Source organism: Bradyrhizobium sp. SBR1B, assembly GCF_014198205.1.
GTDB lineage: Bacteria > Pseudomonadota > Alphaproteobacteria > Rhizobiales > Xanthobacteraceae > Bradyrhizobium.
In genome coordinates, this window is the sequence record NZ_JACIHC010000018.1 from 110,418 (window position 1) to 136,370 (window position 25,953).

General features: G+C 64.3%; 24 protein-coding genes and 1 tRNA gene. 11 read left to right on the top strand and 14 right to left on the bottom strand.

What is annotated here, in order from left to right; all coding sequences use genetic code 11:
- Positions 1–163 precede the first annotated feature (163 nt).
- From GGD61_RS32380 to GGD61_RS32400, 5 genes are all read left to right on the top strand, one after another.
- Positions 164–1,264: a LacI family DNA-binding transcriptional regulator gene (locus tag GGD61_RS32380; RefSeq protein ID WP_092252602.1), complete on the top strand. Its 1,101-nt coding sequence runs from the start codon at positions 164–166 to the stop codon at positions 1,262–1,264.
- A gap of 122 nt (positions 1,265–1,386) precedes the next feature.
- Complete coding sequence (locus GGD61_RS32385) at positions 1,387–3,216, top strand: IlvD/Edd family dehydratase (RefSeq protein WP_018319830.1); 1,830 nt, start codon at positions 1,387–1,389, stop codon at positions 3,214–3,216.
- Positions 3,217–3,351: 135 nt separating this feature from the next.
- Complete coding sequence (locus GGD61_RS32390; protein ID WP_018319829.1) at positions 3,352–4,083, top strand: SDR family oxidoreductase; 732 nt, start codon at positions 3,352–3,354, stop codon at positions 4,081–4,083.
- A 17-nt stretch (positions 4,084–4,100) separates the two neighbouring features.
- Positions 4,101–4,847 carry an SDR family NAD(P)-dependent oxidoreductase gene (locus tag GGD61_RS32395; protein ID WP_092252600.1) on the top strand — a complete coding sequence of 249 codons (747 nt, stop codon included), beginning with the start codon at positions 4,101–4,103 and terminating at the stop codon, positions 4,845–4,847.
- A 7-nt stretch (positions 4,848–4,854) separates the two neighbouring features.
- Positions 4,855–5,247, top strand: a complete 393-nt coding sequence (locus GGD61_RS32400) for a GFA family protein (protein WP_092252598.1) — start codon at positions 4,855–4,857, stop codon at positions 5,245–5,247.
- A 2-nt stretch (positions 5,248–5,249) separates the two neighbouring features.
- Here the strand turns inward: GGD61_RS32400 and GGD61_RS32405 are convergent, their stop codons facing one another.
- Positions 5,250–6,161 (bottom strand): DMT family transporter, encoded by a 912-nt coding sequence (locus GGD61_RS32405; protein WP_183231873.1) that lies wholly within the window; start codon positions 6,159–6,161, stop codon positions 5,250–5,252.
- 89 nt (positions 6,162–6,250) lie between these two features.
- Between GGD61_RS32405 and GGD61_RS32410 the strand changes: the two genes are divergently transcribed.
- The 3 genes from GGD61_RS32410 to GGD61_RS32420 all read left to right on the top strand — a co-directional run bounded on the left by GGD61_RS32410 (position 6,251) and on the right by GGD61_RS32420 (position 8,357).
- Positions 6,251–7,114, top strand: a complete 864-nt coding sequence (locus GGD61_RS32410; RefSeq protein ID WP_092252594.1) for a LysR family transcriptional regulator — start codon at positions 6,251–6,253, stop codon at positions 7,112–7,114.
- 75 nt (positions 7,115–7,189) lie between these two features.
- Positions 7,190–7,870, top strand: coding sequence for a site-2 protease family protein (locus GGD61_RS32415; protein ID WP_092252592.1), 681 nt, complete (start codon positions 7,190–7,192; stop codon positions 7,868–7,870).
- 64 nt (positions 7,871–7,934) lie between these two features.
- Positions 7,935–8,357, top strand: coding sequence for a hypothetical protein (locus GGD61_RS32420; RefSeq protein ID WP_092253054.1), 423 nt, complete (start codon positions 7,935–7,937; stop codon positions 8,355–8,357).
- On the opposite strand, the gene GGD61_RS32425 is transcribed toward GGD61_RS32420, so the two are convergent.
- The 6 genes from GGD61_RS32425 to GGD61_RS32450 form a co-directional block, all read right to left on the bottom strand.
- Positions 8,345–9,157, bottom strand: coding sequence for an energy transducer TonB (locus GGD61_RS32425; RefSeq protein ID WP_028145170.1), 813 nt, complete (start codon positions 9,155–9,157; stop codon positions 8,345–8,347). The two genes, GGD61_RS32420 and GGD61_RS32425, sit on opposite strands and share 13 nt — an antisense overlap.
- 9 nt (positions 9,158–9,166) lie before the next feature.
- The gene (gene exbD / locus GGD61_RS32430) at positions 9,167–9,625 is read right to left on the bottom strand and encodes a TonB system transport protein ExbD (protein ID WP_092252590.1); all 459 of its coding nucleotides are present in this window, start codon (positions 9,623–9,625) and stop codon (positions 9,167–9,169) included.
- Positions 9,626–9,628: 3 nt separating this feature from the next.
- Positions 9,629–10,606: a tonB-system energizer ExbB gene (exbB, locus tag GGD61_RS32435; protein WP_092252588.1), complete on the bottom strand. Its 978-nt coding sequence runs from the start codon at positions 10,604–10,606 to the stop codon at positions 9,629–9,631.
- Positions 10,603–11,292 carry a Fe2+-dependent dioxygenase gene (locus GGD61_RS32440; protein ID WP_018319819.1) on the bottom strand — a complete coding sequence of 230 codons (690 nt, stop codon included), beginning with the start codon at positions 11,290–11,292 and terminating at the stop codon, positions 10,603–10,605. The genes exbB and GGD61_RS32440 overlap by 4 nt, the downstream gene beginning before the upstream one ends.
- A 2-nt stretch (positions 11,293–11,294) precedes the next feature.
- Positions 11,295–13,694, bottom strand: coding sequence for a TonB-dependent siderophore receptor (locus tag GGD61_RS32445; protein WP_092252586.1), 2,400 nt, complete (start codon positions 13,692–13,694; stop codon positions 11,295–11,297).
- A gap of 226 nt (positions 13,695–13,920) precedes the next feature.
- The gene (locus GGD61_RS32450; RefSeq protein WP_092252584.1) at positions 13,921–14,160 is read right to left on the bottom strand and encodes a hypothetical protein; all 240 of its coding nucleotides are present in this window, start codon (positions 14,158–14,160) and stop codon (positions 13,921–13,923) included.
- Positions 14,161–14,538: 378 nt separating this feature from the next.
- Between GGD61_RS32450 and GGD61_RS32455 the strand changes: the two genes are divergently transcribed.
- The 3 genes from GGD61_RS32455 (at position 14,539) to GGD61_RS32465 (ending at position 19,496) form a co-directional block, all read left to right on the top strand.
- Positions 14,539–15,720 (top strand): efflux RND transporter periplasmic adaptor subunit, encoded by a 1,182-nt coding sequence (locus GGD61_RS32455; RefSeq protein ID WP_183231874.1) that lies wholly within the window; start codon positions 14,539–14,541, stop codon positions 15,718–15,720.
- Positions 15,717–18,863, top strand: a complete 3,147-nt coding sequence (locus GGD61_RS32460) for a multidrug efflux RND transporter permease subunit (protein WP_092252580.1) — start codon at positions 15,717–15,719, stop codon at positions 18,861–18,863. Before GGD61_RS32455 ends, GGD61_RS32460 begins: the two co-directional genes overlap by 4 nt.
- A 66-nt stretch (positions 18,864–18,929) precedes the next feature.
- Positions 18,930–19,496 carry an invasion associated locus B family protein gene (locus tag GGD61_RS32465; protein ID WP_183231875.1) on the top strand — a complete coding sequence of 189 codons (567 nt, stop codon included), beginning with the start codon at positions 18,930–18,932 and terminating at the stop codon, positions 19,494–19,496.
- 210 nt (positions 19,497–19,706) lie between these two features.
- Here GGD61_RS32465 and GGD61_RS32470 read toward each other — a convergent pair whose 3' ends face one another.
- The 7 genes from GGD61_RS32470 to GGD61_RS32500 form a co-directional block, all read right to left on the bottom strand.
- The gene (locus GGD61_RS32470) at positions 19,707–20,069 is read right to left on the bottom strand and encodes a DUF1428 domain-containing protein (RefSeq protein ID WP_026202257.1); all 363 of its coding nucleotides are present in this window, start codon (positions 20,067–20,069) and stop codon (positions 19,707–19,709) included.
- Positions 20,070–20,237: 168 nt separating this feature from the next.
- Positions 20,238–20,311: transfer RNA gene (locus tag GGD61_RS32475), tRNA-Gln, on the bottom strand.
- A 175-nt stretch (positions 20,312–20,486) separates the two neighbouring features.
- Positions 20,487–21,620 carry an acyltransferase gene (locus GGD61_RS32480; protein WP_183231876.1) on the bottom strand — a complete coding sequence of 378 codons (1,134 nt, stop codon included), beginning with the start codon at positions 21,618–21,620 and terminating at the stop codon, positions 20,487–20,489.
- Positions 21,621–21,636: 16 nt separating this feature from the next.
- A complete protein-coding gene (locus tag GGD61_RS32485) occupies positions 21,637–22,608 on the bottom strand; it encodes a tripartite tricarboxylate transporter substrate binding protein (RefSeq protein ID WP_092252576.1) in 972 nt (323 codons plus the stop codon).
- A gap of 60 nt (positions 22,609–22,668) precedes the next feature.
- Positions 22,669–23,856 carry an iron-containing alcohol dehydrogenase gene (locus GGD61_RS32490; RefSeq protein WP_092252574.1) on the bottom strand — a complete coding sequence of 396 codons (1,188 nt, stop codon included), beginning with the start codon at positions 23,854–23,856 and terminating at the stop codon, positions 22,669–22,671.
- The gene (gene pdxA / locus GGD61_RS32495; RefSeq protein WP_092252572.1) at positions 23,813–24,850 is read right to left on the bottom strand and encodes a 4-hydroxythreonine-4-phosphate dehydrogenase PdxA; all 1,038 of its coding nucleotides are present in this window, start codon (positions 24,848–24,850) and stop codon (positions 23,813–23,815) included. Before pdxA ends, GGD61_RS32490 begins: the two co-directional genes overlap by 44 nt.
- Positions 24,847–25,953 carry a four-carbon acid sugar kinase family protein gene (locus tag GGD61_RS32500; RefSeq protein ID WP_092252571.1) on the bottom strand — a complete coding sequence of 369 codons (1,107 nt, stop codon included), beginning with the start codon at positions 25,951–25,953 and terminating at the stop codon, positions 24,847–24,849. Before GGD61_RS32500 ends, pdxA begins: the two co-directional genes overlap by 4 nt.

Consider the following 25,953-nt stretch of genomic DNA (forward strand, 5'->3'; position numbering starts at 1 on the left):
GCGACCGTCTTGTTTTTTCAGACTTCACCGAACTCGGCCCGATCTTAGCGGGCAACATTGTCGGCAGTTTGTGCGGTTTTGGCAATTTGTCTTTGGTTAGTCGTTGCTGGTAGCGCTGTCAACGTTCCTTTGTTTGCGGGACTGACTGTGTTAAGAGCAGCAAATGGGTCGAAAACGCACCAAGTCAGGCAAGATCCGGCTGGCGGAAGTCGCCGAGCTTGCCGGCGTCAGCCCGATTACGGCGTCCCGCTTCTTCCGTAATCCGGAGGCCCTCTCGGTTGCCAAGCGGACACGGGTCGAGAGCGCCGCCAAGGAGCTCGGCTATGTGCCGAACCTTGCGGCCCGCGCGCTGGCCTCGCAACGCACCGAGGTGATCGGTGTCTTGATCCCCTCCCTCACCAACAACGTGTTCTCGGACGTGCTGCGCGGCATCTACGACGCGTCCGAAGGCAGCCGTTACTCGATCCAGCTGTCCAACACGCGCTACAGCATCCTCCAGGAAGAGAAGCTGCTGCGACTGTTTCTGGCGCAGAAGCCGGCCGGGCTGATCGTCACCGGCATCGACCAGACCACGGAATCGCGCGCCATGCTGGAGGCCGCCGATTGCCCGATCGTGCAGATCATGGAGATCGGCCCCGACCCGGTCGACATGATGATCGGCTTTTCGCACTATGATGCAGCCCGCGCAGCGGTTGCGCACCTGTTCGAGCAGGGCCGCCGCAAGATCGGCTTCGTCGGTGCGCGCATGGACCCGCGGGTGCAGCGGCGGCTGGACGGATATGTCTCGGCGATGAAGGATGCCGCACTGTTCGAGCAGCGCCTCGTCGTCACCACGGCGACACCGACCTCCGTGACGCTGGGCGGCGCCCTGTTCACCGATCTCCTGGCGCGCGAGCCGAATCTCGATGCGGTGTTCTGTGCCAATGACGACCTTGCGCTCGGCGTGCTGTTCGAATGCCGGCGCCGGGAGATCGCTGTCCCCGAGCAGATCGCGATCGTCGGCTTCAACGACCTCGAATTCATGGCCTCCGCCGTCCCCACCCTTACCAGCGTGCGCACCAACCGCTACGAGATGGGCAAAACGGCCGCCACCATGCTGATCGAGGCGATCGACGGACGGCGCCCGGAGCAGCCGGTGCTCGATCTCGGCTTCCGGGTGATCGAGCGGCAAAGCTCGTCGCCGCGCCATTCAGACAGCCGGCCGACTGTCTCGGGCGTGGGCACGGCGAACAAAATGGTAGCGTTACCAAGTAGCCATGACTAGTATCGCATTTGTGAGGAAACGACCCGCCAGCGGGCCAGCGATCCGTCATTCGCGCCGTTGGGCATCGCACAAGCCGACACCCTAGGACGGACGCCAGTGCGTTTGCATTGCAGGAGAAACCAATGACAAAAAAACCGACCAATGGGCATGCGCCCGCCGGCAACGGCTCCCGACGCCACCTTCGCTCCCAGGAATGGTTCAACAACCCGCATAATCCGGGCATGACGGCGCTCTACATGGAGCGCTACCTCAATTACGGCCTCACCCGTGCCGAGCTGCAATCCGGCAAGCCGATCATCGGCATCGCCCAGACCGGCAACGACCTCTCTCCCTGCAACCGCCACCATATCGAGCTGGCCCACCGCGTCCGCGAGGGCATCCGCGAGGCCGGCGGCATCGCGATGGAATTCCCGACCCATCCGATCCAGGAGACCGGCAAGCGCCCGACCGCCGCGCTCGACCGCAACCTCGCCTATCTCGGCCTGGTCGAGATCCTCTACGGCTATCCGCTCGACGGCGTCGTGCTCACCACCGGCTGCGACAAGACCACGCCGGCCTGCATGATGGCGGCTGCGACCGTCAACCTGCCCGCGATCGTGCTGTCGGGCGGCCCGATGCTCAACGGCTGGCATGCCGGCGAACGCACCGGCTCGGGCACCATCGTCTGGAAGTCGCGCGAGCGGCTCGCCGCGGGCGAGATCGACTATGAAGAGTTCATGGAGATCGTGGCCTCGTCGGCACCCTCGGTCGGCCATTGCAACACCATGGGCACCGCCTCGACCATGAACGGTCTTGCCGAAGCGCTCGGCTTCTCGCTGCCGGGGTGCGCGGCGATCCCCGCCCCCTACCGCGAGCGCGGCCAGATCGCCTACGAAACCGGCAAGCGCGCCGTCGAGATGGTCTGGGAAGACCTCAAGCCCTCGGACATCCTGACCCGCAAGGCGTTCGAGAACTGCATCGTGATCAATTCGGCGATCGGCGGCTCGACCAACGCGCCGATCCACATCAACGCGCTGGCCCGCCACATCGGCGTCGAGCTCACCATCGAGGACTGGCAGAAGGTCGGCCACGACGTGCCGCTCCTGGTCAACATGCAGCCGGCCGGCTTCTATCTCGGCGAGGAATTCCACCGTGCCGGCGGCGTACCTGCGGTGGTGCGCGAGTTGATGAAGCACAAGCGCATCCATGAGGACGCCGTCACCGTCAACGGCCGCGGCATCGGCGAGAACTGCAAGGACGCGCCGGTCCCCGACAACGACGTGATCTGGGCTTACGACAAGCCGCTGGTGAAGGACGCCGGCTTCCTGGTGCTGAAGGGCAATCTGTTCGATTCCGCGATCATGAAGACCTCAGTGATCTCCAAGGAATTCCGCGATCGCTATCTCAGCAATCCGAAAGACCCCAACGCATTCGAGGGCCGCGCCATCGTGTTCGAGGGTCCGGAGGACTATCACGAGCGGATCGACGACGCCTCGCTCGATATCGACGAGCACTGCGTGTTGTTCATCCGCGGCACCGGGCCGATCGGCTATCCTGGTGGAGCCGAGGTCGTGAACATGCAGCCCCCGGCAGCGCTGATCAAACGCGGTATCCTGTCCCTGCCCTGCATCGGCGACGGCCGCCAGTCCGGCACCTCGGGCTCGCCCTCGATCCTGAACGCCTCGCCGGAAGCTGCCGCCAATGGCGGGCTTGCGGTCCTCAAGACCGGCGACAAGGTCCGCGTCGACCTCAACAAGGGCAGCGCCAACATCCTGATCTCGGACGAGGAGCTGAAGAAGCGTCACGCCGAGCTCAAGGCCAATGGCGGCTTCAAGCATCCGCAGAACCAGACGCCGTGGCAGGAGATCTATCGCAACACTGTCGGCCAGCAATCGACCGGCGCCTGCATGGAACTCGCCACACGCTACCAGAACGTCGCCGGCACGTTTGGTGTGGCGCGGGATAATCACTGAACTGGGCACCCGTAGCCCGGATGGAGCGTAGCGAAATCCGGGTTCACCATCCGCGAACGCAGGATCCCGGATTACGCTGGCGCTCCATCCGGGCTACGGCGTCACGGCAATGAAGAAATCGAGGAGAACAAGAAAATGGCAGACCGCCTCAAGGGCAAACGCGCCGTCGTCACGGCTGCGGCCGCCGGCATCGGGCGCGCATGCGCCCTCGCATTCGCGCGTGAAGGCGCAACCGTCATCGCCACCGACATCAATGAAGCCGGCATCGCCGGCCTGACCAAGGAAGGCATCGCCGAGGTCGCAAAGCTCGACGTCCGCAACACCGCCGACGTCAACGCCTTCGCCAAGCGTATCGGCAAAATCGACATCCTGCTCAACGCGGCCGGCTTCGTGCATCACGGCACCATCCTGGAATGCTCGGAAGAGGATTTCGATTTCTCGTTCGACCTCAACGTCAAATCGATGCACCGGACCATCAGGGCCTTCCTGCCCGACATGATCGCGGGCGGCGGCGGCAGCATCGTCAACATCTCCTCCTGCGCGGCCTTGAGGCCGCCGGCGAACCGCTACGTCTACAGCTCGTCGAAGGCGGCAGTGTCGCTGCTATCGCGTGCGGTCGCGCTCGATTTCATCACCAAGGGCATCCGCTGCAACTCGATCTGCCCCGGCACCGTCGAGACGCCCTCGATGCTCGACCGCGCCGCCGCGCAGGGACCGCAAGGCAAGGAGATGTTCATCTCCCGCCAGAAGATGGGCCGGCTCGGCACCGCCGACGAGATCGCATCCATGGCGGTCTATCTCGGCAGCGACGAGAGCGCCTTCACCACCGGCGTCGACCTCGTCGTCGACGGCGGCTACATGCTCTGATCCCAGAGGCACCCGGCATGAACAAGATCGACCTCAACGGCCGCGTCGCCATCGTCACCGGCGGCGCGCAGGGCTTTGGCCGCGCCATCACCGAGCGCCTCACCGCCTCCGGCGCCAAGGTCGCGATCTGGGATTTTGACTCCGCGCTGGCCGAGAAGACGGCGAAAGAGATCGGCGGCAAGACCAAGGTCTTCAAGGTCGATGTCACCGACACCGCGGCCGTCGAGCAGGCGCGCGATGCGACGCTCGCCGCGTTCGGCAAGATCGACATCCTCGTCAACAATGCCGGCATCGCCGGCGTCAACAAGCCGGTCTGGGAAACCGACCTCGATGAATGGCGCAAGGTGCTGCGCATCAACCTCGACGGTCCCTTCATCGTCTGCAAGGCCATCGTGCCCGCGATGCTCAAGCAGAAATACGGGCGCATCGTGAACATCGCCTCGATCGCCGGCAAGGAAGGCAACCCGAACGCCTCGCACTATTCGGCGTCCAAGGCCGGCCTGATCGCGCTGACAAAGTCGCTCGGCAAGGAGCTCGCCGCGCATGACATCCTCGTCAACGCGGTGACGCCGGCCGCGGCCAAGACCGCGATCTTCGACCAGATGACGCAGCAGCATATCGACTTCATGCTGTCGAAGATCCCGAAGGGGCGCTTCGTGCTGGTCGAAGAGCTCGCCGCGATGGTGGCCTGGCTCGCGTCCGAGGACTGCGCCTTCTCGACCGGCGCGGTGTTCGACATCTCGGGCGGACGCGCAACCTATTGAGGGCAGCATGATCCGGGAAGGCGGATGCCTGTGCGGCGCGGTCCGGTTCAAGGCGGAGGGCGAGCCGCTCAACGTTCGCGTCTGCCATTGCCGCAACTGTCAGAAGGCGATGGGCTCGCCCTTCTTCGCCCGCGCGCAGTTCGACCAGCGCGCGCTGAGCGTCGAAGGCGAGACCGAGCGCTATGCATCGTCCGAGGCGATCGACCGCGTGTTCTGCAAACGCTGCGGCACCCGCCTGTTCGCCTGGCGGCGCAACGGCACGCTCGCGGGCGTCGCCCTCTCCGTGTTCGATGATCGCAATGCCTTCGCGCCGACCGAGCACATCTGGGTCTCGGAGAAGCCGATCTGGCTGAAGCTCGACGACGGCCTGGTGCAATATCCGGGAACGATCCCGGCGTGATGTCAGGCTTGGCCTGACGCAGACGCGCTTGCCGCCGGCGCCCGCCGGCCCGTTGTCGTCGCGATCCAGATCCCGCCAAACACCGCGACGATGCCGGCCGCCAGATTCCAGCGCAACGGCTCGTTCAGCAGCCAAGCGCCGACCAGCGACGCCGTGATCGGGTTGACCGTCACCGAGATCGCGACACGCGTCGGCGTCGTCCGCTCCAGCGCGAAAGCCCAGAGATAGAAGGTCAGCGCCGCGCCGAATGCACCGAGATAGAGAGCCGCCAGCCATTGCGGCGCGCCGAAGCCCGCGACCGGCGCAAAGCTACCGCGGATCCAAGAGAGCAGGATGAGGCAGGCAGCGCCCGCCGCCATGCTCATGGTGGTGAAGGCGATCGGGCTGGAGCGCCGGATCAGTGGCTTCGACCAGATACCATACAGTGCCATGCACAGTGCGGCCGCCATCATCAGGAGATCACCGCGCCAGGCGCCCGGCGGTGCCGAGGTCAGGTCGGAGAGAAGCGCTACAGCAACACCCAATGTCGCAATCACCACGCCGATCGATTTGCGCCAGGTCAGCGCTTCGGCACCGAGCGCGGCGCCGATCACGAGGGATAACAGCGGCAGCGTGGATAAGGCGAGCGCCCCGCGCGCGGCAGTCGTGAAGATCAACGATGCATTGAACAGGATCGGAAACAAAACGAAGAACAGCATGCCGAGCCCGATTGCGGCGGCCCAGTCCCCTCGCAGTGGCCAGCGATCTGCGCGCAGCAGCGTCAGTGGTAACAGCAGGAGAAAGCCGATGCCGAAGCGGAACGAACCGATCGCCAGCGGGTCGAGGTTGCTCACGAGATAGCGCGTGGCGCCGATCGAGGTGCCGCCAAGACCGCTCGACAGCATGGCGGCCAGAACGCCGGAGATTTCGCCCACGCTTCCTCCCGTCGATACTTCGAAGGCAGCATACGAGGCACGCCGAAACAGGGAATGGAATTTCCGTGATGCTGGGATAAGTTTTCGTCATGAGCGCACCCGATCTCGATCCCGAGCTGCTGAAGGCGTTTCTCGCGGTCGACGAGCATCGTTCGTTCACGCGCGCGGCCGATGTGCTCAATCGCACGCAATCGGCGGTGAGCGTCCAGATCAGGCGGCTGGAGGAGCGGCTTGGCACCAAGCTGTTTCAGCGCACCAGGGCTGGGGTCGTGCCGACCGCGACGGGCGAAGAGTTGCGCGCTTATGCGCGGCGCATTCTCGCACTCAACGCGGAGGCCGTCGGGGCGCTCCGCGCACGCAAGGCCGACGCCGTCGTCCGTCTCGGCGTGATGGACGATTACGGCACCATCGTCATTCCGCCCCTGCTGGCGAGCTTTGCCAGGCACCATCCACTGGTCAGGGTCGAGATCGAGACGGGATTGACCGCGACGATGCCGGCGCGGCTCGGCGAGGCCTACGACCTCGTCATCGCCATGCATCCACAAGGATGCGGCGATGGCGAGTTATTGAGGCGCGAACAGGCGGTCTGGGCCGCCGCCCCATCCTATCGGACAGCGGCGCAGTGTCCCCTTCCCATGGCGCTCTACCCGCCGGGCTGTCTGTTTCGCCAGTGGGCTGCGGAAGCGCTCGACGCCGCGGACCTGCCCTGGCGTCTCGCCTATGTCAGCCGGACGCTCGCTGCGGTCGAGACGATCGCGGCTCAAGGTCTCGCAGTGACGGTGGTAAAGGCCGGGACCTTGCCGCCGAGCCTTCGTGCGCTGTCCGATCGTGACGGCATGCCGCCGTTGCCGGCGGCGGAGATCCGCCTCCACCGCGCGAACGACCTGTCGACCGCAGGCGCCCTCCTTGCAGATCATTTGCAACGGGCAATTTCGGAATTGGGCGCCATATAACGCTAGATCGTGAAGGATTGTGGCCCTATACGGCCTGCTTTGCGAAGCGCGCAGGCAAACCAGGACGGACGAGCCGTGAACATTTCCTTTTATGACCTTTCCGTCTGGGTGCTGCCGCTGGTGCTTGCCATCACCTTCCACGAGGCCGCGCACGCCTTCGTCGCCGACCGGCTTGGCGACAACACAGCCGCACAGCTCGGCCGCGTCAGCTTCAACCCCATCAGGCATATTGACCCGTTCGGCACCCTGATCCTACCGGCGATGCTGCTGTTCGCGCACTCGCCGTTCCTGTTCGGCTATGCCAAGCCGGTGCCGGTCAACTTCCGCAAGCTGAACAACCCCAAACTGGACATGGTCTGGGTGGCATTGGCGGGGCCTGTCACCAACATCCTGCTGGCGCTTGCAGTGGCCCTCGCCTTCCACGCCCTGCCCCTTGTCCCCGCAAGCTCGGCGAAATGGGTCGCCGACAACCTCAAGAATGCGCTCATCATCAACGCCATCCTCGCGGTCTTCAACATGATGCCGATCCCGCCGCTCGATGGCGGGCGCGTTGCGGTCGGGCTGTTGCCGCGCCCGCTCGCCATGCCACTGGCCCGGCTCGAGCCATTCGGGATGCTGATCCTGATCGGCCTGTTGATCCTGCTGCCCCTTGCAGGTTCCCAGTTCGGTCTAAATCTTGATGTTATTTCAGCAATACTGCGAACGTTGACCGGTTATGTGATTCAGGCTGTTCTGTTCCTGACCGGCAATGCGTAGTTGAACAACCGCACCCGAACTTTAAGCCGAAGGGCCAGAGGCCGACTTGGTCAAAGCTGCCGATATGCTGATCGCGCGACGCGCGGACACCCGCGCCCGCGCCGATTTTGCCACCTGGAAGATGATGGCCAAGCTCAATGGGGCGTCCGCGCTCCCACCGGAGGCCCAGGAGTTTCTGGCGAGCTACCAGAACCTGCTGGCGCAGATGAGCGAGGGCGAGGCCACCGAGGCGACCATCGGTGCGATCTACAAGGCCTATTATGCCGAGATGGGTGGCGCGGGAACGGCACCCGACGTCCGCCCTCGCCCGCCTGAAGCAGCGGCGGACAATGTTACCGCTTTCCGCCGCCCGGCGCCGAAGCCAAAGACGACCAGCTTTTTCGGGGCTGGCGCGGCAGCTGGAACCCAGAAACGGCCGCTCCCGGTGGCGCTGATCTTCGCCTGCCTCGTCGTCGTCTATGTCGGGATCCGGCTCTACTGGCGCTGAGCCGTCTTCTTCTTTTTCGCGTCGGCCGGCGTGAAGATGATATCGACGGTCCGCTCGAACCGATCCTCGGTCAGCCCGGCAGGCGGCTGCGGGATCGGATCGGACTTGCGGACAATCGAGACCGCGGCCGCGTCGTAGGCTGAATCCCCGGATGACTCCACGACATCCACCGACAGCACGTTGCCCTTCCGGTTGATCGCGAAGCTCACCTTGACCTTCTGGTTATTGGGCTGCTTGCCTTCCGGATTGATCTTGTGCAGCGACAAATGCGCGCTGATCTTGCGGTTCCAGTCGGCGGTCAGCTTCAGGATGTCCTTGCCGATGCCGATGACGGGCGCCAGCGCCTTCTCGGCCTCGCGCGCGTCCTCCTCGAGCGTCTGCCGTGCCGTCGCAACCGATTTCGGCGAGGCCTCGGCGGCCGGCGTTTCGACCGCCTGAATCTTCGGATCGTCTTCCGTCGGCTTCTTCGCGTTGTTCTCGGTCACGACGCGATCGGGATCCTCGACCTGCTGCGACTGGTCCTTCGGAAGCTCCGTCTCCTTGGTCTCGGCCTTTTGCTCGGGAAGCGCCTGCTGCTCCTGCATCGCTTCGCTGTCGGGCCCGGGCGGCAGATCGGTTTCGGGCGCCTTGGGCGATGCCATCTCCACGGCGAATTCCGCACCGTTCGCACCGAGGCCATCGCCGTCGTCGTCAGCACGCAAATGAGCCAGCGCGAGCGCAGCACCGCCCAGATGGAGCACGAGCGCGGCCACCGCCGCCAGGATCCAGAGCTTCCGGGATGGTCTGTGTTCGTCCGACATAGCGGGCCTCTAAGGCTGAGCGGTGCCTGCCGCAGGCGCTCCCGGTGCGCCTTCCAGCGCCACCAGTTTCACCCGCGTATAGCCGCCTGAGCGCAGGAGCTCCATGACGCCCATCAACTCCCCGTACGGCACCGAACGATCGGCGCGCAGGAAGACGTACTTGTCCTTGCTCATGTCGGACAGTCCGTCGAGCGTCCCGATCAGCTCGGCCCGGTGAACGGGGTTCTCCCCGAGGGCAAGCGTCAGATCGGGCTTGATGCTGAGATAGGTCGGCTTGTCCGGCTTCTTCTGCGGCGTCGCGCTCGACGTCGGCAAATCGATCGGCAGGTCGACCGTGGAGAGCGGCGCTGCGACCATGAAGATGATCAGCAGCACCAGGATGACGTCGATGAACGGCGTGACGTTGATGTCATGCGTTTCCGAGAAATCGTCGTCGTCGCCGTCGTTGTCTGCGAGCGAAACGCCCATGGCTCACTCCGCTGCGCGCGAATGCACGCTGCCGTGGCTGCGGTCGAGATCGCGCGAGAGCAGCCGCGCCGCCGCACCCGAGGCGCGGCTGACGAGCTCGAGATAGCCCTTCGTCACGCGCGAGAAGTGATTGTAGATGATGACGGCGGGAATGGCGGCGACGAGGCCGATCGCCGTGGCGAGCAGCGCTTCGGCGATGCCGGGCGCGACGACGGCGAGGTTCGTGGTCTGCGACTTCGAGATGCCGATGAAGCTGTTCATGATGCCCCAGACCGTGCCGAACAGGCCGACGAAGGGCGAGGTCGAGCCGATGGTCGCAAGCACGCCCATGCCGATGCGGATCCGCCGCGCCTCGGCGCGCACGATCTCGGAAAAGCTGGAGGCTGCGCGCTCCTTGATGCCGGCGTCGCTGGACAGGCCGGCCGACATCCGCGCCTCGCGCAGGGCCGCCGTCAGGAACGACGGCAGGATACCCTCCTTGGCTCCGAGCGCCATCTGCGCTTCGGCGAGGGAGCGCGTCTCCGCAACCTTCTTCAGCGCCGAACGAAGCTTGGAGGATGCGACCGACAGCTCGATCGACTTGGCGATGAAGACGGTCCAGGTCATCAGCGATGCGAAGGCGAGCCCGATCATCACCGCCTTCACGATGACGTCCGCCGACATGAACATCACCCAGGGCGACAATTCCTTCATCGCCGGCGCGATGCCAGCCGCGGCATCAGGCTTGGCGGTGGTCGAAACGGCGGCCGCGGAGGGCGCCGTCGGAGCAACCGGGGTGGCTGCCGTCGAAGCCGAAGGCGCCGGGACCGCAGGCGTGGTCGCCGCGGGCGCCGCCGGAGCCGGAGCGACCGGGGCCGGCTGAGCCGTCGACTGCGCCGGTGCCGAGGGGGGTTGTGTCTGGGCGGAAACGGGGGATGCGAGCCAGGCGGCCGCCAGCATCAAGGCTGCGGCAAGGCTTGCTTGGAAGGTCATGGTCTTCATACTTCGGCCCAGTAGCGAATGAGGTTGTGATAGATACCCGTCAATTTGACCGTTTCGGGATCGTCACGCCCGAGCCGGTCCACCAGCGCCTGAATCGCGGTGTCGAGGTCGAAGATCATGCTCCGGGCTTGATCGTCCCGTATCATGCTCTGAAGCCAGAAGAAAGACGCAACCCGTGTTCCCCTGGTCACCGGCGTGACGAGGTGGAGGCTGGTCGAGGGGTAGAGCACGCAGTCGCCGGCTGGCAACTTGACTTCGTGCGAGCCGTAAGTGTCCTCGATCACAAGTTCGCCACCGTCGTACTCTTCCGGCTCGGCGAGGAACAGCGTCACCGAGAGGTCCGTGCGGATGCGAAGGCCGGTCAGACGGTCGCCGCGGATCGCATTGTCGACATGCAGGCCGAAATGGTGGCCGCTATCCGCCGCATAGCGGTTGAACAGCGGCGGGAAGATCTGGAGCGGTATAGCCGCCGCGATGAAGCGCGGGTTCGATGTCAGCGCCGAGATGATGCGGTTGCCGAGTTTTCGCGCGACTTCGCTATCGGGCGGCAATTGCTCGTTGCGCTTGACCATCGCCGACTGCGCGCCGGCGGTGGACCGGCCATCCTCCCATTCGCTGGCGTCCATGATGCGGCGGAAATCCGCCACATCATCCTTGCTGAGAACGCCTGGCAGGCACGTCAACATGATCAGAACTTCGCTGTCGTCACGACATAGAACGCGCGCCCGGGCGCGACCGCTACGAACGGTACGTTGCTGCGATAGAACGAGTCGTAATAGAGCTTGTTGGTCAGGTTCTGAGCGTAGAACTTCATGGTCCAGTTCTTGTCGATCTTCTTCTCGACGAAGGCATCGAAGCGCCAATAGCTCGGCAGCTCGTTGGTGTTGGCCGCGAACGTGCCGCCGTAAACCTTCGAGCGGTACACCGCCTGCCCGCCGAGCTCCCAGCCGTCATCGAACTTGTACTTGGTCAGCATGCTGAACGACTGGTGGGCAATGTTGGCGAGCTGCAGGCCGAGATTGGAGGCAACCCCGCTCTGGGTGACCTTGGACTGCATCAGCACCAGGCCGCCGAAGATGCTCCAACGATCGGTGATCTTGCCCTCGGCTTCGATGTCGATGCCCTGGATCCTGTAGGCAGCGCCCGAGGTCAGCAGGCCGTTGACGGTCTCGCGCGCGTTGTCCTTGGTGGTCTGGAACAGCGCGCCGGTCACCAGCAGGTGGCGGTCGGCGAGTTCCCATTTGGTGCCGAGCTCGATCGCCTTGTTGCGCTCGGGCCCGAGCAAGAGGGTCGAGTTGGGCGGAACGCCGCCGTAATCGGTGCCGGTCGCGTCAAGCTCCGAACCGAACGGATTGGCCGAGGTCGCATAGGCTGCATAGATGCTGCCGATCGACATCGGCTTGTAGACCAGGCCGACGTTGTAGTTCACGAGATCCGCGTTCTGCTTCACGAAGCTCGAATTGTTCGACGCGCTCTGGCTGTAGCCGTCGTAGCGCACGCCGCCATTGACGATGATCGTGTCCTGCCAGTTCGCGGTGTCCATGACATAGACGCTGCTGGTGTTGACGCCGTAGCGCGTCGGGTTTCCGAGGAGTGACGGAATGCCGAAGGGAATGTTGGTGTATTGCGGGGAGTAGAGATTGACCCCTGTCACGGCACCGTTGCTCGTGAAGGGCGAGCCGGACAGCTCCGACGCGAGGCCGGCATAGCGGTCGATCGAGATGTTCTCGTTCGAATATTCGACTCCGAACACGGCGGTGTGCTTGACCCCGCCGGTGTCGAGCTTGAACGTGGCCTCGTTCTGGTTGGCCCACACGTCCACGGTCTGGTAGCGGCTCTGCGCGCTCGCCGTCGTGGTCCAGAGCAGCGGATTGGGGCTGGTCGTATTCGGATTCTGCGGCAGCGTGCCGATATAGTTGAGCACCGAGTGCTCGCCGCGCACCTTGCTGGTCAGCGTGATGGCCTCGTTGACCTTGTACTCGATCGTGCCGGTACCGAAATCCTGCCGCGCCGTCTGGAAGTCGCGATTGAGGAAGCCGTACCAATTGCCGCGCGGAATGCCGGCCGAGGTCACCGGCACATTGCCCTGCTTGTAATAGGGTACGCCGAAATCCGGCAGGCCGCTGAGGTCGGTGTGGACGTAGTTCGTGGTGATCTTGATGTCGTTGGTCGGGGTGTACTTGGTCGAGATGAAGGTGCCCCAGCGATTGTCGGTCACGTAGTCGCGGCCGGCGACGTTGGCATCCTGGAACAGGCCGCCGGTGCGCACCGAGAAGGTCGGGTCGATGACCTGGTTGACGTCGAGCGTGACGCGCTTGGTCTGATCGGTGCCGAACTCGGAGTCCATGCGCTTGAAGTTGACGTCGCCAGCCTGCTTGGTGACGATGTTGATGGCACCGCCGGCGGTGCCGCGGCCGGCGTAGGAGGATGCGGGCCCGCGCAGGATCTCGATCTGCTCGGTGAAGAAGTTCTCGCGGATGGAAACCGCGGGATCGCGGATGCCGTCGATGAACACGTCGTTGCGCGCATCGAAGCCGCGGATGAAGAAACGGTCGCCGAACGCGTTGCCGCCCTCGCCCGAGCCGAGCGTCACGCCCGCGGTCGAGCGCCCGATCTCCTTCAGCGTCGTCGCGTTCTTGTCCTCGAGCACTTCCTTGCTGAGCACCGTGATCGACTTGGGCGTGTTCAGCATCTTCTCGGGAAACTTGCCGCTGGCCTGGACGTGGTCGACCTTGTAGGGCGCGGCCGGATCGGCATAGGGATTGCCGTCGGGAGCGCCTGACGGCGTGGTCGGCGCCGTCTGCTGTGCCGCCTGCTCGCGCTGCGCGGCGCGACGAATCGCATTGCGGGCGCGGACCTGCTCCGGCGAAGGCTTCGACGACGTTGGACGCGGACGTTCGACGGGAGCATCGACCGTTACCGGCGGCAGGTTGGACTGCTGCGCCTGCGCGCCACTCGACACCGACGCCACCGCGATCAAGCTCGCAACTGCCGAGACCTTCTTGCCGGAAACACCTGCGAACTTTTCATCCACCAGACCGAATGCTGCGACCGAACGCAACGACTTCGGTGCGACCACCTGCCCCATTACCAAACGCCCCATCTTCCTGTTCGCTCACTCACTTTGACGAACGATGAGTTGTTGGTATCGGCCGCAAAATAGCGGGTCAATGCGAGCGCCTCGCAAGAACCCTTGAATCGGTCCAGTTCAAAACAATTCTAAATTACAGTTTGAAATCGTTCTAAACTGATATTGGACTCGTTCTAAAAAACAGCGCACCGAAGGCCGGGCAATCGATGGCTCGCTCACAGCATCAATCGCTGCTCGGCGGCTTCATCAGCGAAAACAATTCGTCGACGGTTTTCAGCGCAACAGCGCGCACGCGATCGGTTGAGTCCATGCCGGCGATGTTGACGCCGCTCACGACCGCTTTGATCTCGTCCCGGAAGTCGGTGAGGAAGCGCAAGGGATCACGCTGCTCATTGGCGACACGCGCGATCAATCCCGTGATCAGAATCTGACACGCGATCAGCTTGCCGTTCAGCTCGTCCATCCTGCGCTCCCGTTGTGGCGGCGCCGATATGGACGATGCTGAAATCCCTGACAACCGAAACGGCTTCCGCCCGACTTAGAACCATTCTTGTTACCGATACCGACCGGCGGCTCGACCCGGCGCCATTCGGCCCGAGCACACCGTCCGGGAGTGCTGCTTGAGGTGTGTTCGCCGATCGCGCCTGCCGGGAAAATGCAGCACTGCACACCGCCGCGCCAGACCTCTGCCCAGACGGTGCAAAGCTTTCCAATTGTTTAGGATTCTCAACTGATAGTGCTGTTTACACTGGAACTTGGCGTGTATTATACAAACGCTCTGGAACCCTACGATTGCCCCAATAATTCGTAGCTGAGGGCACAAGAGCCGACACGAGACGATATGAAAAAGTCCCGGCCGATCCTCTGGATTCTGATCATCGCGGCCGTGGCCTCCGCGGGTTACTATGGTTGGCAGAAATTCGACGCCTCCCAGGCTGGAAAAACCCAGACCGCCCAGAAGGGTCCACCCCGCCCGCCCGCCGTCCCCGTCAGCGTTGCCCCGGTCCAGAAGGTCGATTTCCCGGTCTATCTGACCGGTCTCGGCACGGTTCAGGGGTTCAACACCGTGCAAGTCCGCACCCGCGTGGATGGCCAGATCGACAAGCTCGCCTTCCGCGAAGGCCAGATCGTCCAGCAGGGCGAGCTTCTGGTCTCGATCGATCCCCGTCCCTATCAAGCCACGCTCGACCAAGCCAAGGCCAAGAAGGCGCAGGACGAGGCTAGTCTGGCCAACGCCAATCTCGAACTTCAGCGCGCCACGAAGCTCGGCGAATTCGCGACCGCCCAGCGGGTCGACACCCAGCGCACGACCGTCGCCCAGCTCACCGCCCAGATCGCCGCCGATGACGCCGCGATCGCCAACGCCCAGACCCAGCTCGACTACACCCAGGTCAAGGCGCCGATCACCGGCGTCGCCGGCCTGCGCCAGGTCGACATCGGCAACATCGTCAACGCCTCGACGCAGACGGGCATCGTCACGATCTCGCAAGTCGAGCCGATCTCCGTGATCTTCACCGCGCCGGAAGACCAGCTGCCCTATATCACCGAAGGCCAGAAGAGCGGCGCGCTCAAGGTGATCGCCTTCACCACCGACGGCAAGAAGACGCTGGCCGAGGGCAAGCTTGCGGTCATCAACAACCAGGTCGACACCAGCAGCGGAACGATCCGGCTCAAGGCGGTGTTCGACAACAGGGACCACACGCTGTGGCCGGGCCAGTCGGTTTCGACGCGGCTTCTGGTGCGGACGCTGAAGGATGCGACCGTGGTTCCGGATGACGCGGTCCAGCATTCGACCAACGGCCTCTACGCTTATACCGTCAATCAGGACAACAAGGCCGAGGTGCACAAGGTCAAGGTCACCTACGCTATCGATGGACATTCGGTCATCGAAGAAGGGCTGAGCCCCGGTCAGCAGGTGATCACCGGCGGCCAGTTCAAGGTGCAGCCCGGAAGCCTCGTCTCGACGGCGGTGGCGAGTTCGAACCCGGCCCAGAACGCCCAGAACAAGGTACGACAGGAATGACCGAGGGCGGGATTTCGGCACCTTTCATCCGTTATCCCATCGGCACCTCGCTGCTGATGGCCGGCATCCTCTTCGTCGGTCTCGTCGCCTATCCCCTGCTCCCGGTCGCACCGCTGCCGCAGGTCGACTTCCCGACCATCCAGATCACCGCCAATTTGCCGGGCGGCAGTCCCGAGACGATGGCTTCGTCGGTGGCGCAGCCGCTGGAGCGGCAGTTCGCCCAGATTCCCGGCATCGCGCAGATGACCTCGACGAGCTATCTGGGCACCGCGTCGATCACCATCCAGTTCGATCTCAACCGCAGCATCGACGGTGCTGCCAATGACGTGCAGGGTGCCATCAACGCCGCCAGCGGCCAGTTGCCGAAGAATCTTCCCTCGCCGCCGACCTACCGCAAGGTCAACCCGGCCGATGCGCCGATCCTGCTGCTGTCGGCGACATCGGAGACGTTGCCTCTGACCAGCGTCAGCGACGCGGTCGACGCCCAGCTCGCCCAGCAGATCAGCCAGCTCTCCGGCGTCGCCCAGGTCTTCATCGGCGGCCAGCAGAAACCCTCCATCCGCGTTCAGGTCGATCCCGCGAAACTGGTCGCCAAGGGCCTGTCGATGGAGGACGTACGCAGCCAGATCGCGATCACCACGGTCGACAGTCCGAAGGGCAATATCGACGGCGAGAAGCGCGCCTACACGATCTACGCCAACGACCAGCTCACGCACGCGAAGGACTGGAACGACGTCATCATCGCCTATCGCAACGGCGCTCCGTTGCGAATCCGCGACATCGGCCAAGCGGTCAGCGCCGCTGAAGACGCCAAGCAGGCGGCCTGGGCCAACGGCAAGCGCGGCGTGTTCCTGGTGATCTTCAAGCAGCCGGGCGCCAACGTCATCGAGACCGTCGATCGGATCAAGGCGACCCTGCCCCGCCTCGTGGCGGCGATCCCGCCCGCCATCAAGATCGAGCTCATCAGCGACCGTACCACGACCATCCGCGCCGCGGTCGAGGACGTCCAGTTCACCTTGCTGCTGACCATCGCGCTCGTGGTCATGGTCATCTTCATCTTCCTGCGCAGCTTCTGGGCCACCGTCATTCCCGCCATCACGGTTCCGCTGGCGCTGCTCGGCGCCTGCGCGCTGATGTGGGTCGTCGGCTATTCGCTCGACAATCTGTCGCTGATGGCGCTCACCATCGCGGTCGGATTCGTCGTCGACGATGCCATCGTGATGCTCGAGAACATCACGCGCTACATCGAGGAAGGCGAATCGCCGATGGCGGCTGCCTTCCGTGGCTCGAAGGAAATCGGCTTCACCATCGTGTCGATCAGCATCTCGCTGGTCGCGGTGCTGATCCCGCTGCTCTTGATGGGCGGCATCATCGGGCGCCTGTTCCGCGAATTCGCCGTCGTGCTGGCGATGACCATCTTCGTCTCGATGTTCGTGTCGCTGACCCTGACGCCGATGATGGCTTCGCGCTTCCTGCGCGCCCATGGCGAGGTGCGCCACGGTCGCTTCTATCAATGGAGCGAGCGCGCCTTCGATGCGATGCTGCGCGGCTACGAATACGTTCTCGATCACGCCCTGGCCTGGCGGCGCACCACGCTGGCGATCTTCTTCGCCACGCTCGGACTGTCGATCTATTTGTTCGTCCTGATCCCGAAGGGATTCTTCCCGCAGCAGGATGTCGGCCTGATCACGGCGACTTCGGAAGCCTCGCAGGACATTTCGTTCAAGGAGATGACCCGGCGTCAGGAACAGCTCGGTAAGATCATCCTCGCCGATCCCGATGTTGCCAGCGTCGCCATGTCGATCGGCGGCAGCGGCCGCGCCGGCAACAACGGCAACATATTCATCACGCTGAAGGCTCGCGACAAGCGCGATGCCTCGGCTCAGCAGATCATCGCGCGACTGCGTCCGCAGTTCGACAAGGTCGAGGGCGCCCGCGTCTACATGCAGGCGGCCCAGGACGTGCGGCTCGGCGGGCGGCCGACGCGCACCCAATTCGAGTTCACCTTGCAGGACGCCGACCTCGCCGAGCTCAACGAGTGGGCGCCGAAAATCCTCGCCAAGATGCAGACGCTGCCGGAGCTGCGCGACGTCGCGACCGACCAGCAGACCCAGGGCACCACGGTCCAGCTCAAGATCAACCGCGACACCGCCGCGCGCTACGGCATCCAGCCGCAGCTGATCGACGACACGCTGTATGATGCCTTCGGACAACGACAGGTCACGCAGTATTTCACCCAGCTCAACACCTACAAGGTGATCCTGGAGATCCTGCCGGAGATGCAGGGCAATCTCGACAGCCTGAACAAGCTCTATCTGAAGTCGCCGCTGACCGGCGACCAGGTGCCGCTGTCGACCTTCGCGACCTGGACCACCGATCCGGTCCGTCCGCTTTCGATCAGCCACCAGGGCCAATTCCCGGCGATCACCATCAGCTTCAACCTCGGCCAGGGCGTCGCGCTCGGCCAGGCGACGGAAGCCGTGCAGAAGGCGATGGCCGAGCTCGGCGCGCCGCCGACGCTGAACTCGAGCTTCCAGGGCACGGCGCAGGCGTTCCAGCAATCGCTCGGCACCGTGCCGCTGCTGATCCTTGCGGCGCTGGTCGTGGTCTACCTGATCCTCGGCATCCTCTACGAGAGCTATATCCATCCGATCACGATTCTGTCGACGCTGCCCTCGGCCGGCGTCGGCGCGCTCGCGATCCTGATGGCGGCCGGGTTCGACTTCAGCCTCATTGCCTTGATCGGAATCATTCTCCTGATCGGCATCGTGAAGAAGAACGGCATCATGATGGTCGACTTCGCCATCGCCGCCGAACGCGACGAGCACAAGACGCCGGCGGAATCGATCCGCCAGGCCGCCCTGCTCCGCTTCCGCCCGATCATGATGACGACGATGGCCGCGCTGCTCGGCGGCGTGCCGCTGATGCTCGGTCACGGCACCGGCGCCGAGATCCGCCAGCCGCTCGGCTACGCCATGGTCGGCGGCCTGATCGTCAGCCAGGCGCTGACGCTGTTCACCACGCCGGTGGTCTATCTCTATCTCGACGAGCTCAACAACTGGTTCTCGGGCTGGGGCCGTTCGGGTGACGGCGAAGGCGGCGAGGCGGTGGAGCACGGCACCGTTAAGGAAGCTGCCGAGTAGCGGCTTGCACGGCGCTTCCGGCGACGCTACAGCGAGGCCCCCGGTTCACGCCAACGCGGTTTCGCCATGCTCATGCAATCCAGACTTGTCGCCCTCACCGCAGCTGTCCTGTTGCCCTTGGGCGCCGCGCCTGCCCAACAAGCCGCCAAGAAGAACGCTCCCGCTCCTGCGGCGCAGCCGGCACCGGCTCCGACGCAGCCACAGGCTGACGGCGCGCCGGCGCAACAGCCCGGCTGGATCGTGCGCTGCACCAGCGCCAGCCGTGACGCGCCGCTCGAATGTGCGATGGAGCAGAACGCGGTGCTGACAAAGACCGGCCAGACCATCGTGCTGATCAACATCCGCATCGCGCCCGACACCCGCACGCCGGTGGCGCTGCTGCAATTGCCGCTCGGCCTCAACCTTCCCATCGGCGCCAAGCTCCAGGTCGACGAGGGCAAGACGGTCGATCTCCAGATCCAGACCTGCGAGAACCGCGGCTGCTACGCCTCGGCGCCGATCGCGCCGGATCTGCTTGCCGCGTTGCGGTCGGGCAAGCAGCTCAAAGTCTCCTTCCAGAACATGGCCAAGGAGACGATCGCGATTCCGATGCCGCTGGGCGATTTCGCTTCCGCTTACGACAAGATCAAGTAACGCAAGTCCCCGTTACTGCCTCGCCATCTGCGCGTTGCCGACGGCATCGCCATCGAGCCGCTGGTCATTGTGATGGTGACGGCGTGCAGCAGCCCCGTCGATCAGCAGCGTGTATTCGGTGATGGAGGCGCGGCTCGCCGGCTGCCTGTTGCTGCTGCTGCAGGCCGAAGTCGACCGCGCGCCTCCGAGATAGGCTTTCTCCCCCGCCTGTCAGCTGACGACGTCGCTCGCCCGGAGCAAGGTCGTGAAGCCGCCATAGATCATGCGCTTGCCGTCGAACGGCATGCCCTCCATCTTCAGCCGCGGGTCCTCCATCACCTTCTTGTTGACGGCATCGCGGGTCTCCCGGTCGCGGTAGACGATCCAGGCGAACACCACGACCTCGTCCTCCTTCGCCATCACCGCGCGCGGAAACGAGGTGAGCTCGCCATAGGGGACATCGTCAGCGACGCATTCGACATAATCGAGCGCGCCGTGCTCCATCCAGAGCGCGCAGGCGGTCGTCGACAGCGTCTTGTAGGCCTCGATCTTGTCCTTCGGCACAGCCAGAACGAAACCATCGACATAGGGCATCAGGAATCTCCTTGAGTTGTGTGACCCAAGGACGATGCAGACCACGGCGATCCGACCGGGGAAATGCGATTTCAGATGAGGCAAACGGTCGCGACCGGCGGCGCGGCCCGTGGACCGTCACTGTCACCGAAGGACCTGAAGATCTGGACTTTTGGGCATGCCCGGAACTGGCTGGGGAACCTGGATTCGAACCAAGACAAACAGAGTCAGAGTCTGTTGTGCTACCGTTACACCATTCCCCACCGAAGCGCTTGAAATCGCTAAGCTTTCTTCGGAAGTTCTGCGAGGGCGGGCTGACAGCTTTGCAAATCAGCGGCTCGCAGGCCGCTCATATAGCCGCGCTGACCTTCGCGGTCCAGCCCTTCTGTGAACATCTCGGCTTGTTCTGGCTGCGTTCGCACCGACAGACGGACTGTCTCAAGCCTTCCCGAAGGAATCCTGCGGCCCTTTGCGGTTGTAGAACAGCGATCGGCGCGCCCGATCGATCCATCGCTGCACCGTGAACTCGAAGGCGAGCGCGACGACCGTGGATGCGAGCAGGATGCCCAAGGTCTGAAACAGAATTCGCCAATGGCTCACAATGTGCGGATTGGTCAGCGTGATCGGATCAAAGACCTGCAGATTGATCGCGATCTGGATGAAGAGAAAATGCGAGAGATAGACGCCATAGGAGGCATCGCCCAACGCGGTCGACAGGGGTCCGTTGATCCTTGAGAAGAGCGTCGGAATAACGATGCAGGTTGCGATAAGCAGCGGCACGCCCTGAACGATGCCCCCGTGATAGTCGACGTCGGCATAGACGTCGGCGAGGAGATAGAGGCAGTAGAGAGCCGCGAGCCAGTAGCCCGCACGCGTCGACCATGTCAGGCGATCTCGCAACGAGAAGAGCACAACGCCGGTGCCGAAATAGCCGATCTGGCTGTAAAACGGGAAGTAAGCCCATTTCCATTCGTAGACGTGCAGAATGGTCATCTTGATCGCGAAGGCGGCGACAACCAACCCGGCGAGCCATTTTCTGTTCAGGAGAAGCAAGGCAGGCAGCAACGCGTAGAAGACGATCTCCGCGCTGATCGACCACGCCTGCGGAACCAGGAGATACGTGGTGCTGTGCATGGCCGAATAGAGATCGAGACCCAGCAGCGACAGGTTGATCACATAGGGCCGCTCTTCCGTTCGGAGGGAATTGAAGATGCCGCTCTCGTTCGCCGGGTTCCACAGGTGTAGCGCGAACGTAGCTACCAGGACAGCGAGGTAGAACGGATAAAGCCTCGCGAAGCGGCTGGCGAAGAATGCAGCAGGCCGTCCCGGATAGTGCCGCTCATAGGCGGCGGCCATGTAGAAGCCACTGATGATGTAGAAGACTTCTACAGCGGCCAAACCTCCGATTGTCTGGTGAATGACGCCAAATTGGCAATGAAATCCAACGACGATCGCCGCCAGCAGAAAACGAACAGTCCCCATCAGCCCCGCACCCGTTGGCTGATGCGAACTTAGACCGACGACCGGCGCTGAACAAGCGGCCGCCCCATCTGCATGCGGCGGCCGGCTCATCTCATCGCGTGCCGCCCTAATCCAGCTTGATGTTGGCGGCCTCGATCACCTTCTTCCAGCGCGCCGTCTCGGCGTTGATGTAGGCAGCGAACGGTTCGGAATCCACGGCGACCGCGGTGGCACCGAGTTCGGCCATCTTCTGCACCGTCTCCGGCTGCGCCATGAAGGCGCGAATCTCGGCCGAGAGCTTTTCGACGATCGGCTTGGGCGTGCCCGCGGGCACAATGAAACCGTGCCAGGCCACCGCCTCGAAGCCGGGCAGGAATTCGGCCACGGCCGGAGCTTCGGGATCGAAGGCGGCGCGCTTCGGCGTTGCGGTCGCGAGCAGCGCGAGCTGGCCGGTCTTCACCTGCGGCAGCAGCAGCGGAACGTTGTCGAAGGCGAGATCGATCTGGCCGCTGAGCAGGTCCGTCAGCATCTGGCTGGAGCCCTTGTAGGGCACGTGCACCATCTTAGTGCCCGTCATCTGCTGGAATAGCTCGCTGGCAAGGTGCTGCGAGGTGCCGACGCCGGCCGAGCCGAACGAGACCTTGTCCGGATTCGCCTTCAGATAGGCAATCAGCTCCGGCACGGTACGCGCCTTGATCTTGTTGGGATTGACGACGAGAACATTGGGCACGACGCTGATCTGGGCGACCGGCACCAGATCCTTGTCCGGCTGGTAGCTGAGCTTCGGCCCGTAGAGCGACGGGTTGATCGCAAGCGCGGACGTGCTGGCAAGGCCGAGCGTGATGCCATCCGGCGTCGATTTCGCCACCCGCGTCACGCCGAGGATCGAGCCGGCACCGCCGACATTCTCGACTACGAAGGGCTTGCCGAACTTCGCCTGCAAATGGTTGGAGACCATCCGCGCGAAGATGTCCGCGGTGCCGCCGGCGGCGAAGGGAACGACCACCGTCACCTGCTTGGACGGATAGCCGTCCTGCGCCTTTGCGGGTGAGGCCGCCAGCACCAAGGCTGAGGCAAGGACAAGCCACATCGATCTCATAGAAGTTTCCTCTGTTTTCCGTGTTGTTGATTGGTTGCCGCGCGCGAGCCGCGGAGACGGTCAGAACGCGACCTCGTACATGTTCAGGATCGCATCCCGGCCGAGGTCGCGCGGATTGTTGTCGAGCAGGCGGCGAATGGCGTGCGCCTCGTCGGCCATCACGCCGAAATCGTCCCGAGGCACGCCGAGCGCGGACAGCCGCATCTCGATGCCGAGATCGCTGCAGAACTTGTAGCTTGCCTCGAACGCGAGCTTCGGATCGCCCTGCTCCGGCAGGCCGAGCGCCTGGAGCACCGCGATCGTCTTCGCTTCCACCGCCGGCATGTTGAACGCCAGCGTATGCGGGAAGATCACCGCACAGGCGAGGCCATGTGCCACGTGGTGCCGCGTGCCGAGCGGATACGCCACCGCGTGGCCGGCTGTCGTGTTCACCGGTCCCAGGCAATAGCCGCCATAGAGCGAGGCCAGCGCGAGGCCCGCACGCGCCTCGCGATCGCCGCCATCGGCCACCGCGCGCTTGAGATAACGTCCGACCAGCCGCGCGCCTTCGAGCGCGTAGAGGTCGATCGTCGGATGCGCCTTGCGGCTGGTATAGGCCTCGACGCAATGCGCCAGCGCATCGACCCCGGTTGCCGCGGTGACCTCTTTCGGCACGGTCATCGTCAGATCCGGATCGACGATGGCGATGTCGGCCAGCATGAAGCGGCTCTGCACCGCCTGCTTGTTCTGGCTGACGGGATCGGTGACGAGCGCACGGGTGCCGGCTTCGCTGCCGGTGCCCGACGTGGTCGGAATCTGCATCAGCGCGACGCTGCGGCCGGCCACCTTCTCCGGCCCGACGATGTCGGCAAAGGGCACGTCGCTCGTGCACATCACCGCGACCAGCTTGGCGAGATCCATCGCGCTGCCGCCGCCGAAGCCGACGACGAGATCGGGCTTGACGTCCTTCGCCATCGCCACCGCCTTCTCGAGATTAGGCAGGTCCGGCTCGGGCTTGACGTCACCGAACACCTTCACCGCACCCGGCAGCGCCAGCATGTCGACGCGGCGTGCGTTGAACGGATCCGAGATCACCAGCGGCCGCCTGGCGCCGATCCGCTCGGCGTAGCGCGCCGCAGCCCCGATCGTGCCGTTGCCGAACTCGAGGATGGTGGGGCGCTGGATTTCGATGGGCGTGAAGGCGTTGGTCATCGTGCGTTCGAACTCATGATTTGGATACGGAGGCGCCAGCGGCGAGCCGCTCGGCATAGTCGATGGCCTCGATCAGGCTGTGCTCGTTGGCGATGCCCTTGCCGGCGATGTCGAAGGCGGTGCCGTGATCGACGGAGGTGCGGATGATCGGCAGGCCCAGCGTGATGTTGACGCCGGACAATTCCTGCCAGCGGCCGGTCGCGGGATCGACCTGGAAGCCGAGCAGCTTGACCGGAATGTGCCCCTGGTCGTGATACATTGCGACGGCGGCATCGTACTGGCCGGCGCGCAGCTTGACGAAGATGGTATCGCCCGGCACGGGCCCGACGACGTCGAGGCCGTCGGCGACCGCTTTCGCGATCGTCGGTGCAGACACGTCGATGTCCTGCCGGCCGAACAGGCCGCCCTCGCCGGCATGCGGATTGAGCGCCGCGATCGCGATCTTCGGTTTGGCAATTCCGAGCCGCAGCAGGGCATCGTTGGTGAGGTCGATCACCATGCGCAGACGCTCCGGCGTCAGGCGCTTCGGCACGTCCTCCAGCGCCACATGGGTCGAGACATGGCTGACGCGCATGTTGCCATGGGCGAGCAGCATCACCGAGCCGCGCACGCCGGTGAGATGCGCCAGCATCTCGGTATGACCAGGGAAATGATAGCCGGCCTTGTTGAGCGCTTCCTTGTTGAGCGGCGCCGTGACGATCGCCGCGGTCCGGCCCGCCTGCGTCAGACGCACGCCCTGCTCGATCGCCTTGTAGGCAAAGCGGCCGCCATCGGCGCTGAGCACTCCGGGCTTGATCGGGTCGCCCTCGATGTCGGCCTGGAGGAAGCAGAGGTTCGGCCAGTCGCGATCCTCGGCGCGCACTTCGGGAATCGCAATGCCGGCACCGAGCGCGGCTTTCGCGCCATCGAGCGCCGCGCCGTTGCCGATGATGAGGATCCGCAGATCGCCTTTCGCGATCCGGTCCTTCAGCCCGACGCAGGCCTTGACGATGATCTCCGGTCCGATCCCGGCGGGATCGCCCATGGTGATGGCAAGATGACGAGAGGTCATGTCGGACTCCCCTTGCTGAGCAAATGATTATCCCGAAGCAGGTCGCGCCACAGCTCGCTGGGACCGAACGCGCCGGACTTCGAGATGACATCGACGCTGGCCCAGCGGCCGCCTTGCAAGGTCGAGCGCGGCAATCCGGGCACGATACGTCCTGTCACCTCGAGCGCATGCGCGCCAACGGCAACGCAAGCGGCCTTCAGTGTTTCTCCCCCGGCAACAACCAGCGTGCCCGGTGGTTCGAGTGCTGCGATCAGCCGCGTCATCTCGTGCGCGATCCGCCGCGCCGCCTCGGCCCGCGTCAAGCCGTCAGCGAGGGCGAATTTGACCAGCGCCACGCCCTCGTCGGCCAGCTTGCGTCGAACGCCCGCGCCGCCCTCCCCCTCGGCCAGCGCGATGGTGGCGTGACCACATGCCGCGAGCTGGGATGCGGTGGCAGCCTGGTCGGAGCCGAACAGCCCCAACACCGGCCGCTTCAGTTGCGACGGCGCAGCGGCGCCTTGACCGCGGGCAAGCGCACCGGCCAGGCCGCCGCTGCCACACCACAACACGGGCCCCGGCATGCGCCGCGCCATTTCGACGACGCGATCGAGGTCGAGGTCGCTCTCGGCATCGAACACCTGAACGCCGCCTTGCGAGAGCGTTTCGGCCGTGCCCTGTCGTGCTTCGATGCCGTCTTGCCGCAACTGATCCAGCAAATTGTCGCCGACCCTGTGCCAATCGCCATGCACGGTGCGGGCGAATTGCTGGCCACCGACGGTGCGGCGTCCCTGATAATCGAACGCCGGCGCGACCACGCAAGAAGCCCAATGGCCGCTGCGCAGGCAGGCGTCGAGCTCAGCCGCCCACGCGCCCCGAAGGAGGCTATCGACCTTCTTGTAGGCGATCGTCCCGCCCTGAAGGTGGGACGCCAGTCGCCCAACGATTTCGACGCTCTCGGCCTTCGACCGCTCACGGGTGCCGCTATCGATTGCCAGGCTCCCGGACTCCAGCGGCGCAAGCGCGCCCGACCAGACGACATCGAACGGACCGCACAGGCCGACGAACTCCGCCGCGGTGTCGAGCGCACCGGTGAGATCGTCGGCAAGCAGGCGGACGCTCGTCAT

Bases quoted from the DNA above. Each gene is read 5' to 3' on its own strand.
- GGD61_RS32380 (WP_092252602.1), top strand. From the start codon at position 164: ATGGGTCGAAAACGCACCAAGTCAGGCAAGATCCGGCTGGCGGAAGTC.
- GGD61_RS32385 (WP_018319830.1), top strand. From the start codon at position 1,387: ATGACAAAAAAACCGACCAATGGGCATGCGCCCGCCGGCAACGGCTCC.
- GGD61_RS32390 (WP_018319829.1), top strand. From the start codon at position 3,352: ATGGCAGACCGCCTCAAGGGCAAACGCGCCGTCGTCACGGCTGCGGCC.
- GGD61_RS32395 (WP_092252600.1), top strand. From the start codon at position 4,101: ATGAACAAGATCGACCTCAACGGCCGCGTCGCCATCGTCACCGGCGGC.
- GGD61_RS32400 (WP_092252598.1), top strand. From the start codon at position 4,855: ATGATCCGGGAAGGCGGATGCCTGTGCGGCGCGGTCCGGTTCAAGGCG.
- GGD61_RS32410 (WP_092252594.1), top strand. From the start codon at position 6,251: ATGAGCGCACCCGATCTCGATCCCGAGCTGCTGAAGGCGTTTCTCGCG.
- GGD61_RS32420 (WP_092253054.1), top strand. From the start codon at position 7,935: ATGCTGATCGCGCGACGCGCGGACACCCGCGCCCGCGCCGATTTTGCC.
- GGD61_RS32425 (WP_028145170.1), bottom strand. From the start codon at position 9,157: ATGTCGGACGAACACAGACCATCCCGGAAGCTCTGGATCCTGGCGGCG.
- exbD (WP_092252590.1), bottom strand. From the start codon at position 9,625: ATGGGCGTTTCGCTCGCAGACAACGACGGCGACGACGACGATTTCTCG.
- exbB (WP_092252588.1), bottom strand. From the start codon at position 10,606: ATGAAGACCATGACCTTCCAAGCAAGCCTTGCCGCAGCCTTGATGCTG.
- GGD61_RS32440 (WP_018319819.1), bottom strand. From the start codon at position 11,292: ATGTTGACGTGCCTGCCAGGCGTTCTCAGCAAGGATGATGTGGCGGAT.
- GGD61_RS32445 (WP_092252586.1), bottom strand. From the start codon at position 13,694: ATGGGGCAGGTGGTCGCACCGAAGTCGTTGCGTTCGGTCGCAGCATTC.
- GGD61_RS32450 (WP_092252584.1), bottom strand. From the start codon at position 14,160: ATGGACGAGCTGAACGGCAAGCTGATCGCGTGTCAGATTCTGATCACG.
- GGD61_RS32455 (WP_183231874.1), top strand. From the start codon at position 14,539: ATGAAAAAGTCCCGGCCGATCCTCTGGATTCTGATCATCGCGGCCGTG.
- GGD61_RS32460 (WP_092252580.1), top strand. From the start codon at position 15,717: ATGACCGAGGGCGGGATTTCGGCACCTTTCATCCGTTATCCCATCGGC.
- GGD61_RS32465 (WP_183231875.1), top strand. From the start codon at position 18,930: ATGCTCATGCAATCCAGACTTGTCGCCCTCACCGCAGCTGTCCTGTTG.
- GGD61_RS32470 (WP_026202257.1), bottom strand. From the start codon at position 20,069: ATGCCCTATGTCGATGGTTTCGTTCTGGCTGTGCCGAAGGACAAGATC.
- GGD61_RS32480 (WP_183231876.1), bottom strand. From the start codon at position 21,620: ATGAGCCGGCCGCCGCATGCAGATGGGGCGGCCGCTTGTTCAGCGCCG.
- GGD61_RS32485 (WP_092252576.1), bottom strand. From the start codon at position 22,608: ATGAGATCGATGTGGCTTGTCCTTGCCTCAGCCTTGGTGCTGGCGGCC.
- GGD61_RS32490 (WP_092252574.1), bottom strand. From the start codon at position 23,856: ATGCCGAGCGGCTCGCCGCTGGCGCCTCCGTATCCAAATCATGAGTTC.
- pdxA (WP_092252572.1), bottom strand. From the start codon at position 24,850: ATGACCTCTCGTCATCTTGCCATCACCATGGGCGATCCCGCCGGGATC.
- GGD61_RS32500 (WP_092252571.1), bottom strand. From the start codon at position 25,953: ATGACGAGCGTCCGCCTGCTTGCCGACGATCTCACCGGTGCGCTCGAC.